The sequence below is a fragment of the Candidatus Caldatribacterium sp. SIUC1 genome, from assembly GCF_051549785.1.
Taxonomy (GTDB): domain Bacteria; phylum Atribacterota; class Atribacteria; order Atribacterales; family Caldatribacteriaceae; genus Caldatribacterium.
Map to the genome: position 1 here is coordinate 881,741 of NZ_CP189974.1, position 19,416 is coordinate 901,156.

Sequence of the window (19,416 nt, forward strand, 5' to 3'; positions counted from 1 at the left end):
ATGGACATGAGATTCCTGGCTCGTATCAAGAGGTTTATGGAACCCCTCTCCATCGTGCTCATCGTCTTTGGCATTTTCAGCCTCTGCCAGCCCTTTACCTTTTTCCTCTACCACTACGGTTTCGCCTTTCTTGGGGGAGGAACGGGACTGTACATCCTCTTCTCCCACATTCCTCCCCTTGAGGAACTTGCCGGGGAGAAGGAGGCATAGCGATGTCCTCGGTGCGGGTTGAAAAGCTCTACAAGCGCTTCGGGCATGTGGAGGCGGTGAAGGGCGTCTCTTTCGAGGTGAAGGAAGGAGAATTCACGGTTCTCCTTGGCCCCTCGGGTTGTGGAAAAACCACGACGCTCCGCTGCATTGCCGGACTGGAACAGCCAGACGGTGGGCGCATCTACTTCGATGACGAAGACGTGACCCCCCTGAGCCCGGCGGCTCGAAACATCGCCTTTGTGTTCCAGCTCTATGCTCTGTATCCGCATCTTACGGCGTATGATAACATTGCCTTTCCTTTGCGGGCGGAACGGTTACCAAAACAGGAAATCAAGCAGCGGGTCGAAGAGGTCGTGCGGCTTCTGCAAATTGAGGATATTCTCCACCTGAAGCCTCGCAAGCTCACGAGTGGCCAGAAGCAGCGGGTGGCCCTGGCTCGGGCAATTGTCCGCCGTCCCCGGGTTTTCCTCCTTGACGAGCCCCTCTCGAATATCGACGCCAAACTCCGGGAAGTCACCCGGGCTGAACTCAAGAAGCTCCAGAAATCCCTCAAGGCCACGACGATTTACGTAACCCACGACCAGGTAGAGGCCATGACCATGGCCGACAAAATCGTGGTGATGAACTTTGGAGACATCCAGCAGATTGGCTCGCCTCATGAGGTCTACCATTATCCGGCAAACCTCTTCGTAGCCCGGTTCATCGGGAGCCCGGGGATGAACTTTATTCCCGGTAGCGTGGAGGAAAGACATGGACGCCTTGGTGTTGTGGTGGATAGCGCGTACTTCCTTCCCCTGGCAAAGGAGCAGGAAGCTGCTCTGAGGCGTCTTGCACAGCCGGTACGGCAGGTGGTCCTTGGCGTACGCCCTGAAAATATCCTCGTTGCGGGGGAGCAAGAGAAACTCCTCGATGGCGAGGTCTATGTCTTTGAGCCTCTTGGAGTGCAGAACGTGGTGACCTTCCGTATCCTTGGGCATCTTGTGAAGGCACTCCTTCCAGGGGATGTGATGCTCAGAGTGGGGGAGAAAGTGGGCCTGGTGTTCCGGGAAATTCGTGTTTTCCACACAGAAACGGAAAAGCTTATCGCGTAGGTGACGCCTATGGCACGTCTTGTGGTTGAAGGATTGACCAAGAGGTTTGGAAGAATTACCGCCGTTTCTGGGCTTTCCCTTGAGGCAGAAGGCGGAGCCATCACGGTCCTTCTTGGACCAACCGGGGCGGGAAAGACAACCACGCTTCGCTGTGTGGCAGGACTTGAGCGGCCCGACAGTGGCACCATTCGCATTGGAGAGCAGGTGGTTAACGACCTTCCCCCTAAAGACCGTGATGTGGCCTTCGTTTTCCAGAATTTTTCGCTCTATCCGCGGTACACGGTCTTTGAGAACATCGCTTCGCCGCTGCGTATTCGGAATATCTCAAAAGAGGAGATCGAACGGCGGGTGAAGGAGGTCGCCCGCTTCCTCCATATTGACCACCTCCTTTCCCGAAAGCCGATCCACATAAGCGGTGGGGAGATGCAGCGGGTGGCCATTGCCCGGGCACTGGTGCGAAACCCCAGGGTCTTCCTCCTTGACGAGCCTCTGACCAACCTCGATGCCAAAATCCGCGAGGAGATGCGTACCGAGCTCAAACGCCTGCAGAGCGAGACCGGTGCGACCTTCCTCTACGCCACCCCGGACCAGGCCGAGGCGCTCTCCATGGGAGACCGGATTGTCGTCATCCACCAGGGGCACGTCGTCCAGGTGGGGACGCCTTATGAGATCTACCACCACCCGCGGAATGTCTTCGTTGCCGACTTTGTGGGAAGCCCTGGAATGAATTTCGTCCCGGCGCTCTTTGAAGGGGAAAACCGTCTCAATGTGGGTCCGGGGTACTTCACCTTTACCCTTCCAGAGGATGCTGCCTCGGTCTGTCGAAAGAGTATCAGAAGCCCTGAGGTGATTTTCGGCATTCGCCCTGAGGATATCACGATCTCCCGGGAGAAAGGAGCGGGCCTCTATCCCGCACAGGTTGAGGTGGTGGAGCCTCTTGGGGTCATCCAGATTGTGCGCCTGCGCCTTGATGGGCATGTTCTTCGGGTACGGAGCGAAGAAGGAGCGCAGTTTGAGATTGGTGAGCGGGTCTTTTTCGGGTTTAAGGAGGAGAAGGTCCGAATTTTCGACCGGCGAACAGAAGAGCGTATTTTCTAAAGGAGGGAGAGCATGTTTGGCGTGAATCTCTTTCTCTGGACTGCGGCGTACACGGATAGCGAGGCCCACCTCATCCCCATGGTGAAGAAGCTCGGCTTTGATTGCGTGGAAATTCCCCTTGACCTTCTCGATGCCATCTCTGTGGAGAGGACGAAAACACTTCTTGAGGAAAACGGGCTTGCGGTGACCGGGTGTGCCGTGGTGGGGGAACGGAGGGACCTTGTGAGTGACAGTGCCGAAATTCGCAAAGAGGCACTTGCCTACTTCACCCGCTGTCTCCAGATGCTCTCCGCCTGGGGTGGAACGGTGCTCTGCGGTCCCTGTTACTCTGCGGTAGGCAAGCTCACCGGGGAAGCACGGACGGTAGAGGAGTGGAAGCGAGCGGTGGCAGGTCTCAAGGAACTCGCCAAGGTTGCCGAGGACTGTAATGTGAAAATCGCCGTTGAGCCCCTCAACCGCTTCGAAACGTACTTTTTGAACACTGCGGAGGATGCTGTGCGCCTTGTGGAAGAGGTGGGGAGTCCTTACGTGGGGATTCACCTCGATACCTTTCATATGAATATTGAGGAGAAGAGTCTCTACCAGGCGATCAAAGTGGCAGGGAAGTACCTCTTTCACGTCCATACCTGCGAGAATGACCGGGGAACACCTGGAGAAGGCCACGTGGAGTGGGATGAGGTTTTCCAGGCACTTCGGGAAGTCAACTACCAGGGGGCACTGGTCATAGAGTCCTTCGTCCCGGGCGTGAAGGAGATTGCCCGTGCGGCTTCTATATGGCGTCCTCTTGCGCCAAGTAGCGAATACATCGCCCAAAAGGGCCTCGAGTTCCTGAAAAAACACTGGAATCCCTGAGCCCTTTTCTTCCATGCTCTAATGGGGAAAGGAGAGGTCGAGGTGCATGCGAAACTTTGAGTACTGGAATCCTACACGCCTCTTTTTTGGACGAGGGGAGACCGACCGGGTAGGGCAGGAATGCCGCAAGTACGGAGAACGGGTGCTCCTTGCTTATGGTGGAGGGAGCATCAAAAAGACCGGTCTCTATGACCGGATAGTGCGTTGCCTGCAGGAGGCAGGGTGTTCGGTTACCGAACTCTCCGGTATCCAGCCCAATCCCCGAATCAGCAAGGTCCGGGAAGGAGTGGAAATCTGCCGGAAGGAAAAGGTCGACGTTGTTCTGGCGGTGGGTGGGGGCAGCGTTCTTGACGCGGCCAAGATTATTGCTGCTGGAGTGCTGTACGAGGGAGACCCCTGGGATTTCTTTACTGGAAAAGGTACCATAAAGGGCAAAATCCCCCTGGGAACAGTGCTCACCCTTGCGGCTACGGGTTCGGAGATGAACCGCAATGCGGTCATCACCAACGAAGAGACGAAGGAAAAACTGGTGATCAAGAACCCCCACCTCTTTCCGGATTTCTCCATTCTCGACCCGGAGAACATTCTCACAGTCCCCAGGGAACACGCAGTCTACGGCATCGTGGACATGATTGCCCATGTCTTTGAACAGTATTTCCATCCTGTTCCTGAGACGCCTCTCCAGGACCGCCTGGCGGAAAGCATCATGAAGACCATCATCGAGTATGCTCCGAAAGCTCTCGACAATACCGCTGATTCCCATGCCTGGGAGACCATCATGTGGTGCAGTACGCTGGCCAACAACCACCTCCTTGAGGCTGGGGTGAGCGCCGACTGGGGGACCCATCGAATGGAGCTTGAGTTAAGTGGTGTCTACGACATCCCCCACGGGGCGGGACTGGCCATTCTCTTCCCTCAGTGGATGGAGTACGTCCTTCCGCTCATTCCGAAGAAGTTTGCCCAGTTCGCCGAGCGGGTATGGGACATCCCTCGCGGGAATCGAAGCGACGAAGACCTCGGGAAAGCCGGCATTGAACGGACCCGGCAATGGTTCCGGGAGATCGGCGCTCCCACGAGGCTTCGGGAAGTGGGCATTGGCGAGGAGCGCCTTGAGGAGATGGCCGAGAGAGTGGCAAAAAGAGGCCCCATTGGCTCGGTGAAAGTTCTCACGAAAGAAGACATCCTGACGATTTACCGCCGGTCCCTCTGACCGCACCTGACCCGCGCGGGTCAGGTGCTTTTGATATATCCCCGCTTTGCACACTCTTCCACAAAGCGCTGGTATTTCTCTTCGTAAAGGACTGAGCGTGCGGGGTCAGGCTCTTCTTGCGCCACCACGTGGACCATGTTCTGCGCCGCCTGGGATATCCCTCCAAAAAGCGGGCAGGCTGCCATGATACAGGCTCCTAAGGCAGCGTCGGGGAACCTGGGGAGGTAAAGAGGAAGCCCCAGGATGTTCGCCCGTATCTTCCGCCACATGGCGCTTTTCGAGCCGCTTCCCGAAACAAAGACCCGCTGGATTCGTGTGGCTCCAAGGTGCTCAAGGAGTTCGAATCCGTAGCGTTCCACGTACCCCACGCCCTCAAGACAAGCGGCGTAGAATTCGAGGTCGTCTTTCCGTTCCCCCAGAGAGAAAAACTCTGCCTCCGGGTGGGCGAAGGGGAAGCGTTCTCCTTTGCGGACCATGGGGTACACGACAAGGCCTGTGGGGAGGGGAAGGAGGGCAACCTTTTCATCCCATTCGGCAAGGTTTGCCTGAGGGAAGAAGTGGGTGAGACACTCTCCCCCAGTGTTGGAGGCTCCTCCGGGAAGCCAGAAGCCCTCAGGGTGGAGGTGGCAATACACGCGTCCCAGAGGATCCTTCACGTGGTGCTCGGAAATGCTTCGCACCACAAGGGTAGTGCCAAGCGTTGAGGAAACGTCCCCAGCTCTTGTGGCTCCCGAAGCATAGAATGCTGCTGTTCCATCCGTTGCTCCAGAAACGACAAGAACGTGAGGAGAAAGGCCCCATGTTCTGGCAAGGGAGGGAGAAAGGGTACCAATGATCTCCCCGCTGTTCACCACTTTGGGGAGTTTTTTGAGAGGAATGCCAAGCTTCTCCTCAATGAAGGAGGGCCACCGTTTCTCCATGAGGTCGTAGCCCATTTTCAGGGTGTTCGAGATGTCCGATATCCCAAAAACTCCGGTGAGGTGCCCCACAAGGTAATCCGTGGGGTGAAGGAAATATGCGGCTTTCTCAAAGATTTCGGGGAGGTTCCGTTTGAGCCAGAGGACCTTGCAGAGGGCAAAGGAGGGGTCGAAGCGATACCCCAGACGTTCGGTGACGTCCTGTGCCGCTTCGTTCACAATGTGGGCCTCTTCCTGGGCTCGGGAATCGTTGTACATGAGGGCGTGCATGAGCGGCTGACCCTGGGCGTCAACGGGAACAACGGTTCCCGAGGTGGAATCACAGGAGATGGCCCTAAGGGACGTGAGGGGGTGACCAAAGGCACTGAAGACGGCGAGAGTTTTTGCAACGCATCGTTTCGTTTTCTCCCACCACTCTCTGGGGTCCTGCTCGAAACGTCGTCCTTCCTGGAGGGAAAATCGGATATCTTCTTTTTCTTCCACGATGACCTCTCCCCGGAGGTTCGCCACCATGGCTCGGACTCCTTGGGTACCGAGGTCGATGCCAAGAACAAAGGTGTCCTTCACCCTGTTCACTCCTTTTCCGGTGCTTTTGCTTTCTGTCATTGTACTACTCCTTTGCCTTGCGTGGTATAATACTCTTCCCCCCTCTGGGGTAGAGGTCTTCTGGAAAGGGGAATACCATTGAAGGACCTTCTCCTTGTGGGTCTTGGCGGAGCGCTGGGGGCCGTGCTTCGCTTCAGTGTGGGATGGTGGATGCAGAGGAACATCCTGACCTTTCCCCTTGGGACTTTTCTCATCAACATCCTGGGGAGTTTCTTCCTGGGCTTCATCATGTATGCCGTCGAATATGGCGGTTTCGTCCATCGCGAACTTCGTGTTTTCCTCACCATTGGGGTCCTCGGAGCCTTCACCACTTTTTCTTCCCTGGAGTACGAATCCCTGCGACTTTTTGAGGAAGGAGAGCTCTCGCTCTTTTTCCTCAACCTCTTTGGCAACGTCGTCTTAGGTCTTGGTGCGGTGGTACTTGGGAAAATTCTGGCAGGCGTGTTTTTCCATTAAGCCATGAAGCGGGAAGAAGAGGCAGTCCTTTTACGGATTTTCATCGGGGAGTCGGACAAGTACAGGGGAAAGCCTCTCTACCAGTACCTTCTTGAGATGTTCAGGAAGGAGGGCCTGAGCGGGGCAACGGTTTTTCGCGGTATCGCCGGATTCGGAAAAAAGAGCGTGCTCCAGGCAACTTCGATCCTTCGCCTCTCTACGGACCTCCCAATCGTCATTGAGGTCGTGGACACCAGGGAGAAGATTGAGCGCATCAAGCCCATCATCGATGAGGCAGTGAAAGAAGGATTGGTGACGGAGGAAAAGGTACGGGTTTTTCTCTACGAGGGGTAATGACTTTCCGTTTGCCCTCAAGGCCATGGTGGACGCGCTCCTTTTGGGTTCCTTCTGAAGGGAATACCCAGTAAAGGTTGACCCTCTCGCCCTCCCGAGGTATAATCTCTGAAAGCAAAAAACTTCTTCAGGGCAGGGTGAGGGGAAACCCAATTCCCGACCGGCGGTGAGAGGCGAAAGCCTCAAGCCCGCGAGCCCCTCTTCGGTGAAGAGGGGTTGATCCGGTGGAAATCCGGGGCCGACGGTACAGTCCGGATGGGAGAAGAAGTTTTTAGGTGACCCTCAAGCCCTGAAGGCGGAAGAGCTTTCAGGGCTTTTTGTTTGCCCTGGGAAGGAGAAAGGGAGGTTGCACCGTGAAGAAGTACTTTATCTACGCCGGAGCTTTTGCTGCGCTTTCGCTTGTTCTTGACCTTTTCGTCCACTTTCCCCTGATCCCCTCGGCGTCGTTTCTGCTCTACAGGCCAGGGGACATCCCCATTCTCATGGTGAGCCTGAAATTCGGTCCGGGGGTAGCGCTCTTTGCCACAGCCATCGTGGCGGTGCTTTTTGCCCTCCTCACCGGGCAGGGTGGTCCCTGGGGCATGCTCATGTACTTTCTGGCCTGCGGAACCTTTGTGGGGGTGGCAGGGCTTCTGTACAAGCGGCATCGAACCCTCCGGGGGGCCTTCTTCGGTCTTCTGGCTGGGCTCTTCATTATGACCGGGGTCATGGCTTTTGCCAACCTCATCGTGACTCCCATCTACCTTGGAGTGCCAAGGAGTACGGTCCTTGGAATGATTCTCCCGGTTGTGGTGCCCTTCAATCTCCTCAAGGGTGCTCTGAACGCCGCGGTGACCCTGCTACTTTACAAAAAGGTGAGCGCGTTCTTAGAAGGGGCTGTTCCTGCCCGGGCCGCTTCCCAGAAACTCCAGTGAGAGGAGGAGGATTTTGTACCGGAGCCCGTACCCGGAAAACCCCCTAAGGGTGGACTTTCCCACCACCCGGTGGCAGGGGATGAAAAGGGGCAGGGGATTTCTCCCCACCGCCCTTCCCACGGCCCTTGTGGCCCGGGGAAGGGCGATTGTTTCTGCGAGGTCCTTGTAGGTGACCAGAGTCCCGTAGGGAATGGAGGCAACGGCTTCAAGGACTCTCCTGGTGAAGGGGGAGAGGTGTCCGAGGTCAAAGGGGTACGGAAAGCTCACGCGTTGCCCCTCAAAGTATGCTTGGACCCGGGAGATGACCTCGGGGAAGGGCGGCGTGCCGGTAGTGAGGCCTTCCAGCGTCACTCCGTAGCGGGTAAGGTGCCGTAGAGCCTCCTCCTTCGTCCTCTGGGGCAGGACAAAATACGCGAGGCTTTCCCGCCAGCCAAGGAGGGCAAGACCAAAACGGGTGGGAATGAAACATATTGCGAGCTCCATGGTTTACTTCTCTCTTTTTCTGCGTATAATAAAGATAGCCCAGAGAAAGGTCAAGAGGAAATCCTGGGAAGGGGAAGAGTAGTCTCCGGGTCTTCCTCAAAGAGAGCCGGGGGAAGGTGGGAGCCCGGCAGGGAGATGGAGATGAATGGGCCCCTGAGGAGCAGGCCGAAGGACAGTAGGCTGTGCCGTTTTCCCCGGTAGAGGAGCAGAGTGGGGTGATGAGCCCAAGAAGGGTGGCACCGCGAGTTTGCCCCTCGTCCCTGGTGGCGAGGGGCTTTTTTGTAAAACGCTTTGAAGGGGGGTTGAGCATGAAAAAGATAGGCATTGCGGTGTTCGTGCTTTTTGTTCTCGGGATGTCTCTGGGGGCTCTGGCCCAGGATAAGGTGAAGATTGGGATCATGCAGATCATCGACCATCCGGCGCTCAATGCCGTTCGTCAGGGGTTCATCGACGCCATGAAGGAAGTCTATGGGTACGTGGAGGGCGAAAACATCGAGTATGACGCCCAGTCTGCTCAGGGTGATGTGGCTACGGCCAACACCATTGCCCGGAAGTTCGTCACCGAGAAGGTGAACCTCATCGTTTCCATTGCCACGCCGACCTCGCAAGCGGCAGTGAACGCCACCAAGGATATCCCCATTGTTTTCACCGCCGTGACCGATCCGGTGAGTGCTGGACTCGTCAAGGACCTGGAAAGACCCGGTGGCAACGTCACGGGAATTTCAGATATGACCCCGGTGGCGCGGCAGATTGCGCTCATCAAGTTTCTCTTCCCTGAGGCAAAGCGGATTGGGACACTCTACAATGCGGGAGAAGTGAACTCTGTGGTCACCAATGAACTCGCCAAGAAATCCTGCGCCGAGCTTGGCCTTGAGCTTGTGGAGGCGACTGTAACGAGCACGGCCGACGTGGCCATGGCTGCCCAGTCCCTTGTGGGGAAGGTCGACGCCATCTACGTCTCAACGGACAACACCGTGGTCAGTGCTCTGGATGCGGTGGGGAACGTGTGTCTGACCAACAAAATCCCTCTGATTCTTGCTGACCCGACGACCATTGGCAAGGGAGCACTCTGCGCCCTTGGATTTGACTACTACCTCCATGGGAGGCAGACTGCGGACATCGTGGCCCGAATTCTCAAGGGGGAGAAGCCTGGGGATATCCCGGTAGAGTTCGCAAAGAAGCTCTCTCTCCTTGTGAATCAGAAGACCGTGGATGCTCTGGGTCTGTCCATGGCGGATCTCGAGGTCAAAGTGCAGCAGTTCGTTGAGGAGATGAAGAAAGAGGGTGTAGAGGTTACTTTCGGTAAGGTTGAGTGATGGCAGGGCCCCGCGTAAGGAGGACTTCGCCTCTTTGCGCGGGGCTACGGAAGGAGGCCTGGGTATTCGGGAATTCTTCCTCTACAGTGTTCAGGAAGGGTTACTTTTTGGCATTCTGGCCCTGGGGGTTTTCATCACCTTCCGGTGCCTGAACTTTCCCGATCTGACCGTTGATGGGAGCTACCCTCTTGGGGCGGCGGTCTTTGCCCTTATGATGTACCGGGGGTACGGCCCAGTAGCGGGTGTCGTGAGTGCCCTTGCAGCCGGGGCTTTAGCAGGGCTTTTCACCGGCGTTCTCCACACCTTTTCCCGGATTCCTGCCCTTCTCTCGGGCATTCTCACCATGATCTGCCTGTATTCCATAAACCTCCGGATTATGGGGAGGCCAAATATTTCGCTTTCGGAGAACCTCGGGCACCGGACGATCTTTGTGATCCTGCGGGATGCCTTCTCCACCATTCCCGAAGTGTACGTCCGTTTCCTTTTCCTTTTCGCCCTGCTTGTGGTTCTGAAGTTCCTCCTTGATGCCTTCCTGCAAACGGAAATCGGCCTTTCCATCCGGGCAACAGGGGACAATGAGACCCTTGTGGCGACCCAGGGAATTAATCCTGACGATATGAAGCTCATCGGCATCAGCCTTTCCAATGCCCTGGTGGCGCTCTCTGGGGCCATGTTTGCCCAGTACCAGAGCTTTGTGGACATCAACATGGGCATCGGTATGGTCATCTCGGGCCTTGCTTCAGTCATTGTGGGGGAGGTGCTCTTGCGGGGGAAAACGATTTTCATGATGACCCTGCAGGTCATCGTGGGGTCGGTGGTGTACCGTCTTGCCACTGCTGTAGCCCTGAACTGGGGCTACAGCATCGGGTTCAAGCCTTATGACCTGAAGCTCTTTACGGGGATTCTTGTCATCGTCATCCTTTCTTTTCCGGTTCTCAAAGAGAAATTTGGGAAGGCGTGAGCTATGCTCAAACTCGACCGGGTGAACAAGTACTTTTTCCGAAATACTCAGGACGAGCGATGGGCGGTGCGGAACTTAAGCCTCGAGGTGCAGAAGGGAGAGTTCGTGACCGTGGTCGGGAGTAACGGTGCGGGGAAAACGACGCTGCTCAACCTCATTAGCGGGACGTATTTCCCCGATAGCGGCCGCATCTTCATCGACGGCCGCGACGTGACCACCGTTCCAGCCCATGAGCGGGCAAAGTACCTCGGCAGGGTCTTCCAGAATACCTTTCAGGGAACGGCCGCAAGTCTTACCATCGAGGAGAACCTGGCCATTGCGTACCTCAAGGGGAAGAGGAAGGGCATCCGTATGGCCATCAGTGAAAAGATGCGAGCGTACTTCCGGGAACGGCTGGCAGAAATTGGCCTTGGCCTTGAGAGACGGCTCAAAGATAGGGTTGGCCTTCTCTCTGGGGGTCAGAGGCAGGCGCTGGCGCTTCTCATGGCCACTTTTGGCAACCCCAAGATCCTCCTTCTTGACGAGCATACGGCGAACCTCGACCCCAAGACGGGGGAGAAAATCATGGAGCTGACCACGCGCCTCATTGAGGAGAACGCCCTCACCGCCATCATGGTCACCCACAACCTCCAGGACGCCCTCCAGTATGGGAACCGCACCCTCATGATGGACGAGGGTGAAGTGGTTCTCGACATCTTCGGTGAGGAGCGGAAGAGGATGACCATCCAGGAGCTCCTCGAGCGTTTCAGCGAGCTGCGTCACAAGAAATTCGCAGAGGATAGAGCACTGCTCTCCTCATAGAAGAAAGGGGGAAAAGGGATGAACGAGAACCGTATTCTTCTGAGCGAACGGGAAATGCCCACCGTGTGGTACAATATCCTCCCGGATCTTCCCCGCCCTCTGGATCCGCCGCTCCATCCCCTGACGATGGAACCGGTGAAGCCTGAAGACCTTGCGCCCGTTTTCCCGCCAAGCCTCATCGAGCAGGAAGTGAGTCCCAGCCGTTTCATCGATATTCCGGGAGAGGTCCTCGACATCTACCGTCTGTGGCGACCGACACCTCTTGTGCGGGCTCGCCGGCTGGAAAAGGCTCTGAATACCCCGGCGCGGATTTACTACAAGTACGAAGGAGTGAGCCCTGCAGGAAGCCACAAGCCAAACACTGCGGTCGCCCAGGCCTATTACAACAAAAAGGACGGCACAAAACGTCTGACCACAGAAACCGGCGCAGGACAGTGGGGATCGGCTCTCGCCATGGCCTGTCAGTTCTTTGGTCTTGAGTGCACGGTGTACATGGTGCGGGTGAGTTACGAGCAAAAACCCTACCGGCGGGTCCTCATGGAGACCTGGGGGGCAAAGGTGTACCCAAGCCCCAGCACTCGCACCAAAGCCGGTCGAGATATTCTCGAGAAAGATCCCAGCTCTCTGGGAAGCCTTGGTATTGCCATCAGCGAGGCTATTGAGGATGCAGTGACCACGCCGCACTCGAAGTACAGCCTGGGGAGCGTGCTCAACCATGTGCTTCTCCATCAGACCATTATCGGGGAAGAGGCAAAGCTCCAGCTTGAGAAAATTGGTGAATACCCCGATATCATCGTGGGCTGTGTGGGAGGGGGGAGCAACTTTGGAGGCATCCTCCTGCCCTTTATGCGGGATAAACTCGAGGGGAAGAAGAACTTCCGGGGAATTGCCGTAGAACCGGTAGCGTGTTCGTCGCTCCTTCGGGGACGGTACGAGTACGATTACGGCGATGTGGCCAAGAACACCCCACTTTTGAAGATGCACACTCTGGGTCACGAGTTCATCCCCCCGGCCATCCATGCGGGAGGATTGCGCTACCACGGGATGGCCCCCATCATCAGCCTCCTGTATGATGCCGGCCTCATCGAAGCCCAGGCCTACCACCAGAATGCGGTGTTCGAGGCGGCGGTGCTTTTCGCCCGGACCGAGGGTTTTGTGGTGGCTCCTGAGACGGCCCATGCCGTCAAGGCGGTGGTCGAAGAGGCGAAACGGTGTGCTGAAACGGGTGAAGCAAAGGTCATCCTCTTCAACTGCAGTGGTCACGGGTTCCTTGACCTTGGAGCTTACGACCAGTATCTTTCCGGGAAACTCCCCGATGTGAACCACGAAAAATGAAAAAGCGGGGCAAATTGCCCCGCTTTTTCAAGCCCTTGCGTTGTTCCTCCCCCTTCCCTATAATTAGTCAAAATCACCCTCTGAGGAGGGAAGGCTTCATGGTCAAAATCATGGATACCACGCTTCGCGATGCCCACCAGTCACTTATCGCCACACGGCTTCGCACCGAAGACATGTTGCCAATCCTTGAGAAGATGGACGAAGTCGGTTTCTATTCGCTGGAATGCTGGGGTGGAGCGACCTTTGACGCTGCCATGCGGTACCTCTGCGAAGACCCCTGGGACCGGCTCCGGAAAATCAGAGAACGGGTGCAGAAAACTCCTCTGCAGATGCTACTTCGAGGGCAGAACCTCCTGGGGTACCGCCATTACAGCGATGATATTGTGAAGCGGTTCATTCCCCTGTGTGTCAAGAACGGCATCGATATCATCCGGGTCTTTGACGCCCTGAACGACATCCGGAATATGGAGCTGGCGATAAAGGTCGCCAAAGATGCAGGAGCCATTGTTCAGGGAGCCATATGTTACACCATAAGCCCCGTACACACCATCGAGTCCTTTGTGGAGCTTGCGGGAAAACTCGAGGAACTGGGGTGCGATGTCATTTGCATCAAGGATATGTCGGGAATCATTTCTCCCCAGGCAGCCTATGACCTTGTCCTTGCTTTGAAGAAAAGCCTTCGTGTCCCTGTACACCTCCATACCCATTCCACAAGTGGCATGGGTATGGTGAGTTACTACGCTGCCTGTCAGGCAGGGGTTGACATCATCGACTGTGCCTTTTCCCCTTTTGCTGGAGGGACTTCACAGCCACCGCTTGAACCCATGGTGGCATGTCTCAAAGGAACACCTTATGACCCGGGGTTTGATTTAGAAAAGCTCATAGAAATCGGATATTACTGGCTCAAAGTACGGGAGAAATACCAGGCACTCATCACGCCTGTCGCCGAACGTCCCGATGTCAGCGTGCTCATCCACCAGATCCCGGGCGGGATGATTACCAATCTCTATTCCCAGCTGAAAGAACAAAGGGCTGTGGATCGTTACCGAGAGGTACTTGAGGAGGTTCCCCGGGTTCGGGAGGATCTGGGCTATCCTCCTCTTGTGACGCCGACGAGTCAAATTGTGGGGACTCAGGCGGTGCTCAACGTCCTTATGGGCGAGCGGTACAAGAAGGTCACCGAGGAAGTGAAGCGGTACTGTCTTGGGCATTACGGGAAGCCTCCTGCCCCGATCAAGGAAGAGGTTCTGAAGAGAGTCATTGGAGACGAGAAACCCATTGACGTGCGTCCCGCAGACCTCCTGGAACCTGAGTGGGAGGAGATTGTACAGGAAGTGCAGGACCTCGGTCTTCCTGTAGACTCCGAGGAAGACATCCTCACCTACGCCATGTATCCGCAGATTGCGGCGAAGTTTTTCCGGTGCGAGCTCGTGCCTGAGGAGATTCCCGCTCCGGCTTCCGGGGAAAAGGTGGGGACTGTAGCCGTCAACGGCGTTCCCGATGAGTTTGTGGTGACGGTGGATGGCGAGGAGTTCCACGTGAAGGTTCGGCCTGTGCTTTCGGTCACCCGCGTGGAGGAGGAAAAGAAGGAAACCCCCGTAAGACCCCGGGAAATCCCCAGAGGGGCCATCGTCTCTCCCATGCAGGGGATGATTGTGGCGCTCAAAAAGAAGGTCGGAGACCGAGTGCAAAAGGGGGAGACCGTTGCCGTACTTGAGGCGATGAAGATGCAAACGGAGATTCACTCGGACTTTGAAGGTGTGGTGAAGGAGATTTACGTGTACGAGACGGAGATCGTGGATTTTGGCGATGTCATTATGGTTGTGGAGTGAACTTCTATGTTCCGAAAGGTTCTGGTGGCCAATCGTTCTGAAATTGCCGTGCGGGTCATGCGGGCGTTACGGGAGCTTGGGATACAGTCGGTGGCCATTTACTCTGACGTAGACCGACATGCTATCCACACGTACTACGCTGATGAGGCGTATCCTCTTGAAGGGAACCACCCCCGGGATACGTATCTCAACATCAAAAAGATTCTCCAGATTGCCAAAAGGGCTCAGGTTGATGCCATCCACCCCGGATATGGTTTCCTGGCCGAAAACCCTTCGTTTGCCTATGCCTGTGAAAAGGAAGGCATCGTCTTCATCGGTCCCTCAAGCAGGGTTATTGAGCTCATGGGGAACAAAATTGTCGCCCGCAAGATGATGAAGGAAGCAGGCGTTCCGGTTGTGCCGGGAAGTGATGGAGAGGTGGAGACCCTCGAAGAGGCACTGCGTATCGCGGACGACATAGGGTACCCTATCATCATCAAGGCTGCAGCTGGTGGCGGGGGCATCGGCATGCGGATCGTCCACACTCCCCAGGAACTTGAGCAGGCGATGGCACAGGCTAAGGCTACGGCGCTTTCCGCTTTCGGGGATGCGAGCATCTTCATTGAAAAGTATGTACCCAACCCTCGCCATATCGAGTTCCAGATTCTTGCCGATGCTTACGGGAATGTCATCCACCTGGGAGAGCGGGAGTGCACCATCCAGCGACGGCATCAGAAACTCCTTGAAGAGGCACCGTCACCCGTCATGACCGAAGAACTGCGCCAGAGAATCGGTGCCATTGCCGTTCGGGCGGCACAAGCGGTGAATTACGTGAATGCCGGTACCGTGGAGTTCATTTACAGCGAGGGAAACTTCTATTTCATCGAGATGAACACCCGTATCCAGGTGGAGCATCCCATTACCGAGATGGTCACCGGTATCGACATTGTGAAGGAGCAGATTCGTATCGCTGCGGGAGAACCTCTGTCCATACGTCAGGAGGACGTGGTGCTTCGGGGACACGCCATTGAGTGTCGTATCAATGCCGAAGACCCGCTGAATAACTTCGCTCCCTCTCCGGGGAAGCTCGTTGGATACCGTTCTCCGGGAGGGATTGGTGTTCGGGTGGATTCGGGCGTTTTCACCTCCTATACCATTCCTCCCTTCTACGATCCGATGATTTCTAAACTCGTGGTCTGGGGAAGGACCAGGGAAGAGGCCATCAGGAGAATGGAACGTGCCCTGTACGAGTACATCATTGTCGGTCCAAAGACCAACATTCCTTTCCACAAAGCGGTCCTGGCCAACGAGCGGTTCCGCCGTGGAGAGCTCACCACGCACTTTATCAGCGAGGAGAGTTCGCTCTTTACAGAGATGGAGCGCATTATGGCTGAAGAGCAGCCTCTTCAGGAGAAACTCCAGAAAATCTTCCGTGTCGAGGCAAAAGCCGCTGCGGCGGTTGCCGGAGTGGAAACATTTTTACACTTTGCCTCTGGAGAGAAAAAGACGAAGTAGCATGTTACAATATTGTCAAACTTTTCCTTAGGGTTGGGGGTGAACGTATGTACCTTCTTGGAACCGATATCGGCACAAACGGTACGAAAACGGTCATGGTGGACGAGAAGGGGAATTTCATTGCCGATGCCTTCGTCGAGTACGACGTGATTACACCGCGGCCCTCCTGGGCAGAGCAGTGGCCCGATGTGTGGCTTGATGCCGTGGTGAAAACCGTGGCCCGCTGCGTGGAGAAGTCCAAGGTGAACCCCAGGGATATCGCGGGTCTTGCCATCAGCGGGCTTTACGGGGGATCGGGAATTCCGGTGGACAGGGATATTCGGCCGCTCCGTCCCTGCCTCATCTGGATGGACCGTCGGGCCCGAAAGGAAACCCAGTGGGTGAAGGACAACGTTCCTCTGGAGAAAATCTTTGGTATCACCGGCAATTACGTGGATTCCTACTACGGCTTCACCAAGATGATGTGGATCCGGAACAACGAGCCCGAGGTCTGGGAAAAGATTTACCAGTTCGTCACCCCCAAGGACTACGTGGTGTACTGCCTTACCGGGGAGCTGGCTACCGACTACTCCTCGGCGGGGAACATCGGCGGGGTTTTCGATATTCGCAAGAGGACCTGGTCCGATGAGATGTGCGAAATCCTCGGCATTCCGAGAAGAATGCTCCCGGAAAAAATCTACAAGTCCTCTGAAATCGTGGGGAAGCTCAAGAAAGAGTTCGCCGAAAAGATGGGTCTTCTAAGCGGCATGCCCATTGTGGCAGGAGGTATTGATGCCCCGGTGGCTCAGCTTGCTGCAGGTGTCCTCGGTCCTGGGGAACACGTGGCAATGGCAGGGACCTCAATGTGCTGGGGAACGGTTCACGACGGGACGTACCTCACGCCCTTTTTAGTGAGCTTCCCCTACGTGGTGTACGATGACCAGCTCATCTATACCTTTGGTGGAAGTGCGACTTCCGGGGCTCTGGCTCGCTGGTTCCGGGATCAATTCGGCCGCCTGGAAAAGGAGGCAGAGAAGGACTTCGGTATCCCAGCGTATACCCTGCTTGAGCTCCAGGCTCGGGACATTCCCCCAGGAAGCGATGGCATCATCGTCCTTCCGTACTTCATGGGAGAGCGCTCCCCCATCTGGGATCCAGATGCCCGGGGGACCATCCTTGGACTTTCTCTTTACCATACCCGGGCTCACGTCTACAAAGCCATGCTCGAGGCGGCAGCCTACGCCCTCCGGCACAACATGGAAGAGGCCCTGAAAACGGGCATGAAGCTCAATCCCGAGTGCTGGATTGTCGGTGGAGTTGCCCGGTCCTCGTTCTGGGTACAGATTTTTGCCGACGTCACCGGCTTTGATATGAAGCGCCTCTCTAAAGACGTCGAGGCACCCTTTGGTGACGCTTTCCTTGCGGGGCTCGGGACCGGGGTCATCGATAAACCCGAGCGGATTAAAGAATGGGTGAGTTTCCGGCCGGTCATCAAGGTCGACCCGGAGAGGAAGGCTCTCTATGACCAGTACTATGCCCTCTTCCGGGAACTCTATGAAAGGACGAAGGATGTCATGAAGAAACTCGCCGAGCTCGTGTAGGAGGAGTTTTCGTGAACCTTGAGGCCCTTTTTTCCTTAAACTGCGGCATGTACGTGGTTGCCGCTCGGGTTGGAGAGAGCTTGGGGGGCTGTATCGTGAACGCCCTGGTGCAGGTGACCGCTTTTCCTCCACAGCTTGTGGTGAGCATTCACAAGGACAATGCCACCTGTGAGCTCGTGGAACACAGCGGGTACTTTGCGGTGTCGGTCCTTGACCAGGATACGCCGCTTAAGCTCATCGGGCTTTTTGGCTTTCGGAGTAGCAGGGAGACGAGGAAGTTCGACCAGGTGTCCCATGTTTTCGGGAAGACAGGTATGCCTATTCTTTCCGAGCACACCGTAGCTTACGTTGAAGCCAAGGTAGTCAGCCGTCTGGATGCGGGAACGCACACCCTCTTTCTTGGGGAAGTTGTGGAAGCAGAGTTTGTGAACTCCTTGGCTGTTCCCATGACCTACGCGTACTACCGGGATGTGAAGGGCGGCAAAGTTCCCCGCAGAGCGGCAACATACAAAGAAGAGAAGGTAGAGCCCAGGGAGGTTGAACGGTACCGCTGCAAGGTCTGTGGCTATATTTACGATAGCCGTTTCGGAGACCCCGATTCGGGGATTCCAGCGGGAACCCGCTTTGCTGACCTTCCCGAGACCTGGGTTTGTCCGATCTGTGGGGTAGGTAAAGACCAGTTCGAGAGGGTGTAGCATGCTACACCCTCTCGAACCCTTGATTTTCCAGGGAGGGGAGAGAACGTGAGGGGTTTTAGCGGGATTGTCCTCCTTGTGCTGGTTCTCACCTTAGCGCTCCTTGGGTGTGGATCTTGGGAGACCGTCCCCACCGTTGCGCTTTCCGAGCTTCCGGCATGGGTGGGGAAACGGGTGGTCATTGAGGGGTGCCTGCGGTTTTCCTGTCCGCAGGTTCCCGGGGCTGTGTACCCTCAGGATTGCCATGTCTTTTTGCAGGAAAGCGAGTCCACAGTGCACCTTGAGTTTCCCCAGGGGGGAGAGGACCTTCGACGTACCTTAGACGGCTACTATGAGGCAAGCTTCACAGGGTGTGTCCTCGTCCGGGTGGAGGGGAGGGTGATGGAGCGTTCCTGCAACGTCCCGGGGTGCGTTCCCTGGATTTTCCTCGAGGTGGTAAGAATCCTCGGGGTTCAGGAAATGAGGCCTTGAAACCGGAAGCAGCTTGCCCGAGAAATTTCTCCCCAGGTCGTTGACATCCTGGGGGAAAGGTATATGTTCTGACGTGAGAGGGGGAGCACCAGATGCGCTGTGAGCTGAAAAGCGGTGTTCCTTCTATCCTTGGGAAGTGAATAGTCCAATGGTCACGGTGCTTGAAGCACCGTGACCATTGTTTTTGCTCGGGTATCTATCCCCAGGTGGCGCTGGGGGGATTTTTCCTTTCACCCTTGGGGAGTTCTTGAAGGGAGGGATGCGCGATGGAGAAGGAAACCCTGGAGGTGGGCATGCACCTTGTACTGGATGGTCGGAGCTCAGACCCTGAAATCATCGGAGATGTGGACCGCATTAGGAAGTTCCTGGACGAATTCCCGAAGTACATGGGCATGACCAAAGTCACTCCACCGTACGTGTTCCGGTATCAGGGGGCCACGTCCGAGGAGAGCGGCATCTCTGGTATCGTCATCATTGCCGAAAGCCACATCAGCGTTCACACCTTCCCTGCCCGGCGGTACGTGAGTGTGGACATCTTCTCCTGCAAGCCCTTTGACGTTGATGAGGCGGTTCAGGGGCTTGTAGAGTACTTCCGTCTCGTGGAGTTCCGCCGTCAGGTCTTTGACCGGGGCGTGGAGTACCCCAGAGACCTTTTTTCAAGCATTCCTCTGGTTTTGGAGGAGCGATTGGAGATGCTTGGGAAAATGGCGCACACTTGACTCACAACATTCGTGTAGCGGGGCGAGTGGGAAAAGAGCAGA

The 19,416-nt window shown here is 56.1% G+C and carries 20 protein-coding genes, 1 riboswitch and 1 other annotated feature; of the genes, 18 read left to right on the forward strand and 2 right to left on the reverse strand.

The window, feature by feature from the left end; genetic code table 11:
* The first annotated feature begins 6 nt into the window (after positions 1–6).
* The 5 genes from ACP6EK_RS04440 to ACP6EK_RS04460 are packed head-to-tail and all read left to right on the forward strand — an operon-like array spanning position 7 to position 4,461.
* Positions 7–210: a hypothetical protein gene (locus ACP6EK_RS04440; protein ID WP_438318469.1), complete on the forward strand. Its 204-nt coding sequence runs from the start codon at positions 7–9 to the stop codon at positions 208–210.
* A gap of 2 nt (positions 211–212) precedes the next feature.
* A complete protein-coding gene (locus ACP6EK_RS04445; RefSeq protein ID WP_438318472.1) occupies positions 213–1,301 on the forward strand; it encodes an ABC transporter ATP-binding protein in 1,089 nt (362 codons plus the stop codon).
* A 9-nt stretch (positions 1,302–1,310) separates the two neighbouring features.
* Positions 1,311–2,399, forward strand: coding sequence for an ABC transporter ATP-binding protein (locus ACP6EK_RS04450; protein WP_438318475.1), 1,089 nt, complete (start codon positions 1,311–1,313; stop codon positions 2,397–2,399).
* Between the two features lie 12 nt (positions 2,400–2,411).
* Complete coding sequence (locus ACP6EK_RS04455) at positions 2,412–3,251, forward strand: sugar phosphate isomerase/epimerase family protein (RefSeq protein ID WP_438318478.1); 840 nt, start codon at positions 2,412–2,414, stop codon at positions 3,249–3,251.
* A gap of 46 nt (positions 3,252–3,297) precedes the next feature.
* Positions 3,298–4,461 (forward strand): iron-containing alcohol dehydrogenase, encoded by a 1,164-nt coding sequence (locus ACP6EK_RS04460; protein ID WP_438318481.1) that lies wholly within the window; start codon positions 3,298–3,300, stop codon positions 4,459–4,461.
* A 20-nt stretch (positions 4,462–4,481) separates the two neighbouring features.
* Here the strand turns inward: ACP6EK_RS04460 and ACP6EK_RS04465 are convergent, their stop codons facing one another.
* Positions 4,482–5,945, reverse strand: coding sequence for an FGGY-family carbohydrate kinase (locus ACP6EK_RS04465; RefSeq protein ID WP_438318484.1), 1,464 nt, complete (start codon positions 5,943–5,945; stop codon positions 4,482–4,484).
* 117 nt (positions 5,946–6,062) lie between these two features.
* On the opposite strand from ACP6EK_RS04465, the gene crcB reads away from it, so the two are divergent.
* From crcB to ACP6EK_RS04480, 3 genes are all read left to right on the forward strand, one after another.
* Positions 6,063–6,440, forward strand: coding sequence for a fluoride efflux transporter CrcB (crcB, locus tag ACP6EK_RS04470; protein ID WP_017890368.1), 378 nt, complete (start codon positions 6,063–6,065; stop codon positions 6,438–6,440).
* 3 nt (positions 6,441–6,443) lie between these two features.
* Positions 6,444–6,773 (forward strand): DUF190 domain-containing protein, encoded by a 330-nt coding sequence (locus ACP6EK_RS04475; RefSeq protein ID WP_438318488.1) that lies wholly within the window; start codon positions 6,444–6,446, stop codon positions 6,771–6,773.
* 119 nt (positions 6,774–6,892) lie between these two features.
* Positions 6,893–7,044: riboswitch (FMN riboswitch) on the forward strand.
* Between the two features lie 82 nt (positions 7,045–7,126).
* A complete protein-coding gene (locus tag ACP6EK_RS04480) occupies positions 7,127–7,687 on the forward strand; it encodes an ECF transporter S component (protein ID WP_438318491.1) in 561 nt (186 codons plus the stop codon).
* Here the strand turns inward: ACP6EK_RS04480 and ACP6EK_RS04485 are convergent.
* Positions 7,640–8,170, reverse strand: coding sequence for a methylated-DNA--[protein]-cysteine S-methyltransferase (locus ACP6EK_RS04485; protein ID WP_438318494.1), 531 nt, complete (start codon positions 8,168–8,170; stop codon positions 7,640–7,642). The genes ACP6EK_RS04480 and ACP6EK_RS04485 overlap by 48 nt on opposite strands.
* 56 nt (positions 8,171–8,226) lie before the next feature.
* Positions 8,227–8,435, forward strand: a binding site (T-box leader).
* 43 nt (positions 8,436–8,478) lie between these two features.
* Here ACP6EK_RS04485 and ACP6EK_RS04490 point away from each other — a divergent pair.
* The 10 genes from ACP6EK_RS04490 (at position 8,479) to speD (ending at position 19,374) form a co-directional block, all read left to right on the forward strand.
* Positions 8,479–9,486, forward strand: a complete 1,008-nt coding sequence (locus ACP6EK_RS04490) for an ABC transporter substrate-binding protein (protein WP_438318497.1) — start codon at positions 8,479–8,481, stop codon at positions 9,484–9,486.
* Positions 9,487–9,520: 34 nt separating this feature from the next.
* A complete protein-coding gene (locus tag ACP6EK_RS04495) occupies positions 9,521–10,447 on the forward strand; it encodes an ABC transporter permease (protein WP_438318500.1) in 927 nt (308 codons plus the stop codon).
* 3 nt (positions 10,448–10,450) lie between these two features.
* Positions 10,451–11,248, forward strand: coding sequence for an ABC transporter ATP-binding protein (locus tag ACP6EK_RS04500; RefSeq protein ID WP_438318503.1), 798 nt, complete (start codon positions 10,451–10,453; stop codon positions 11,246–11,248).
* Between the two features lie 18 nt (positions 11,249–11,266).
* Positions 11,267–12,583, forward strand: coding sequence for a TrpB-like pyridoxal phosphate-dependent enzyme (locus ACP6EK_RS04505; RefSeq protein WP_438318506.1), 1,317 nt, complete (start codon positions 11,267–11,269; stop codon positions 12,581–12,583).
* 98 nt (positions 12,584–12,681) lie between these two features.
* Positions 12,682–14,415, forward strand: a complete 1,734-nt coding sequence (gene oadA, locus ACP6EK_RS04510) for a sodium-extruding oxaloacetate decarboxylase subunit alpha (RefSeq protein ID WP_438318509.1) — start codon at positions 12,682–12,684, stop codon at positions 14,413–14,415.
* Between the two features lie 6 nt (positions 14,416–14,421).
* On the forward strand, positions 14,422–15,909 hold the full coding sequence (locus ACP6EK_RS04515) for an acetyl-CoA carboxylase biotin carboxylase subunit (RefSeq protein ID WP_438318512.1): 1,488 nt from the start codon (positions 14,422–14,424) through the stop codon (positions 15,907–15,909).
* 47 nt (positions 15,910–15,956) lie between these two features.
* Positions 15,957–17,489: an FGGY-family carbohydrate kinase gene (locus tag ACP6EK_RS04520; RefSeq protein ID WP_438318515.1), complete on the forward strand. Its 1,533-nt coding sequence runs from the start codon at positions 15,957–15,959 to the stop codon at positions 17,487–17,489.
* Between the two features lie 11 nt (positions 17,490–17,500).
* A complete protein-coding gene (locus ACP6EK_RS04525) occupies positions 17,501–18,184 on the forward strand; it encodes a flavin reductase (RefSeq protein ID WP_438318518.1) in 684 nt (227 codons plus the stop codon).
* Between the two features lie 48 nt (positions 18,185–18,232).
* A complete protein-coding gene (locus ACP6EK_RS04530; protein WP_438318520.1) occupies positions 18,233–18,655 on the forward strand; it encodes a hypothetical protein in 423 nt (140 codons plus the stop codon).
* A 266-nt stretch (positions 18,656–18,921) separates the two neighbouring features.
* Positions 18,922–19,374 carry an S-adenosylmethionine decarboxylase gene (speD, locus tag ACP6EK_RS04535; RefSeq protein WP_438318523.1) on the forward strand — a complete coding sequence of 151 codons (453 nt, stop codon included), beginning with the start codon at positions 18,922–18,924 and terminating at the stop codon, positions 19,372–19,374.
* The last annotated feature ends 42 nt before the right edge of the window (positions 19,375–19,416 follow it).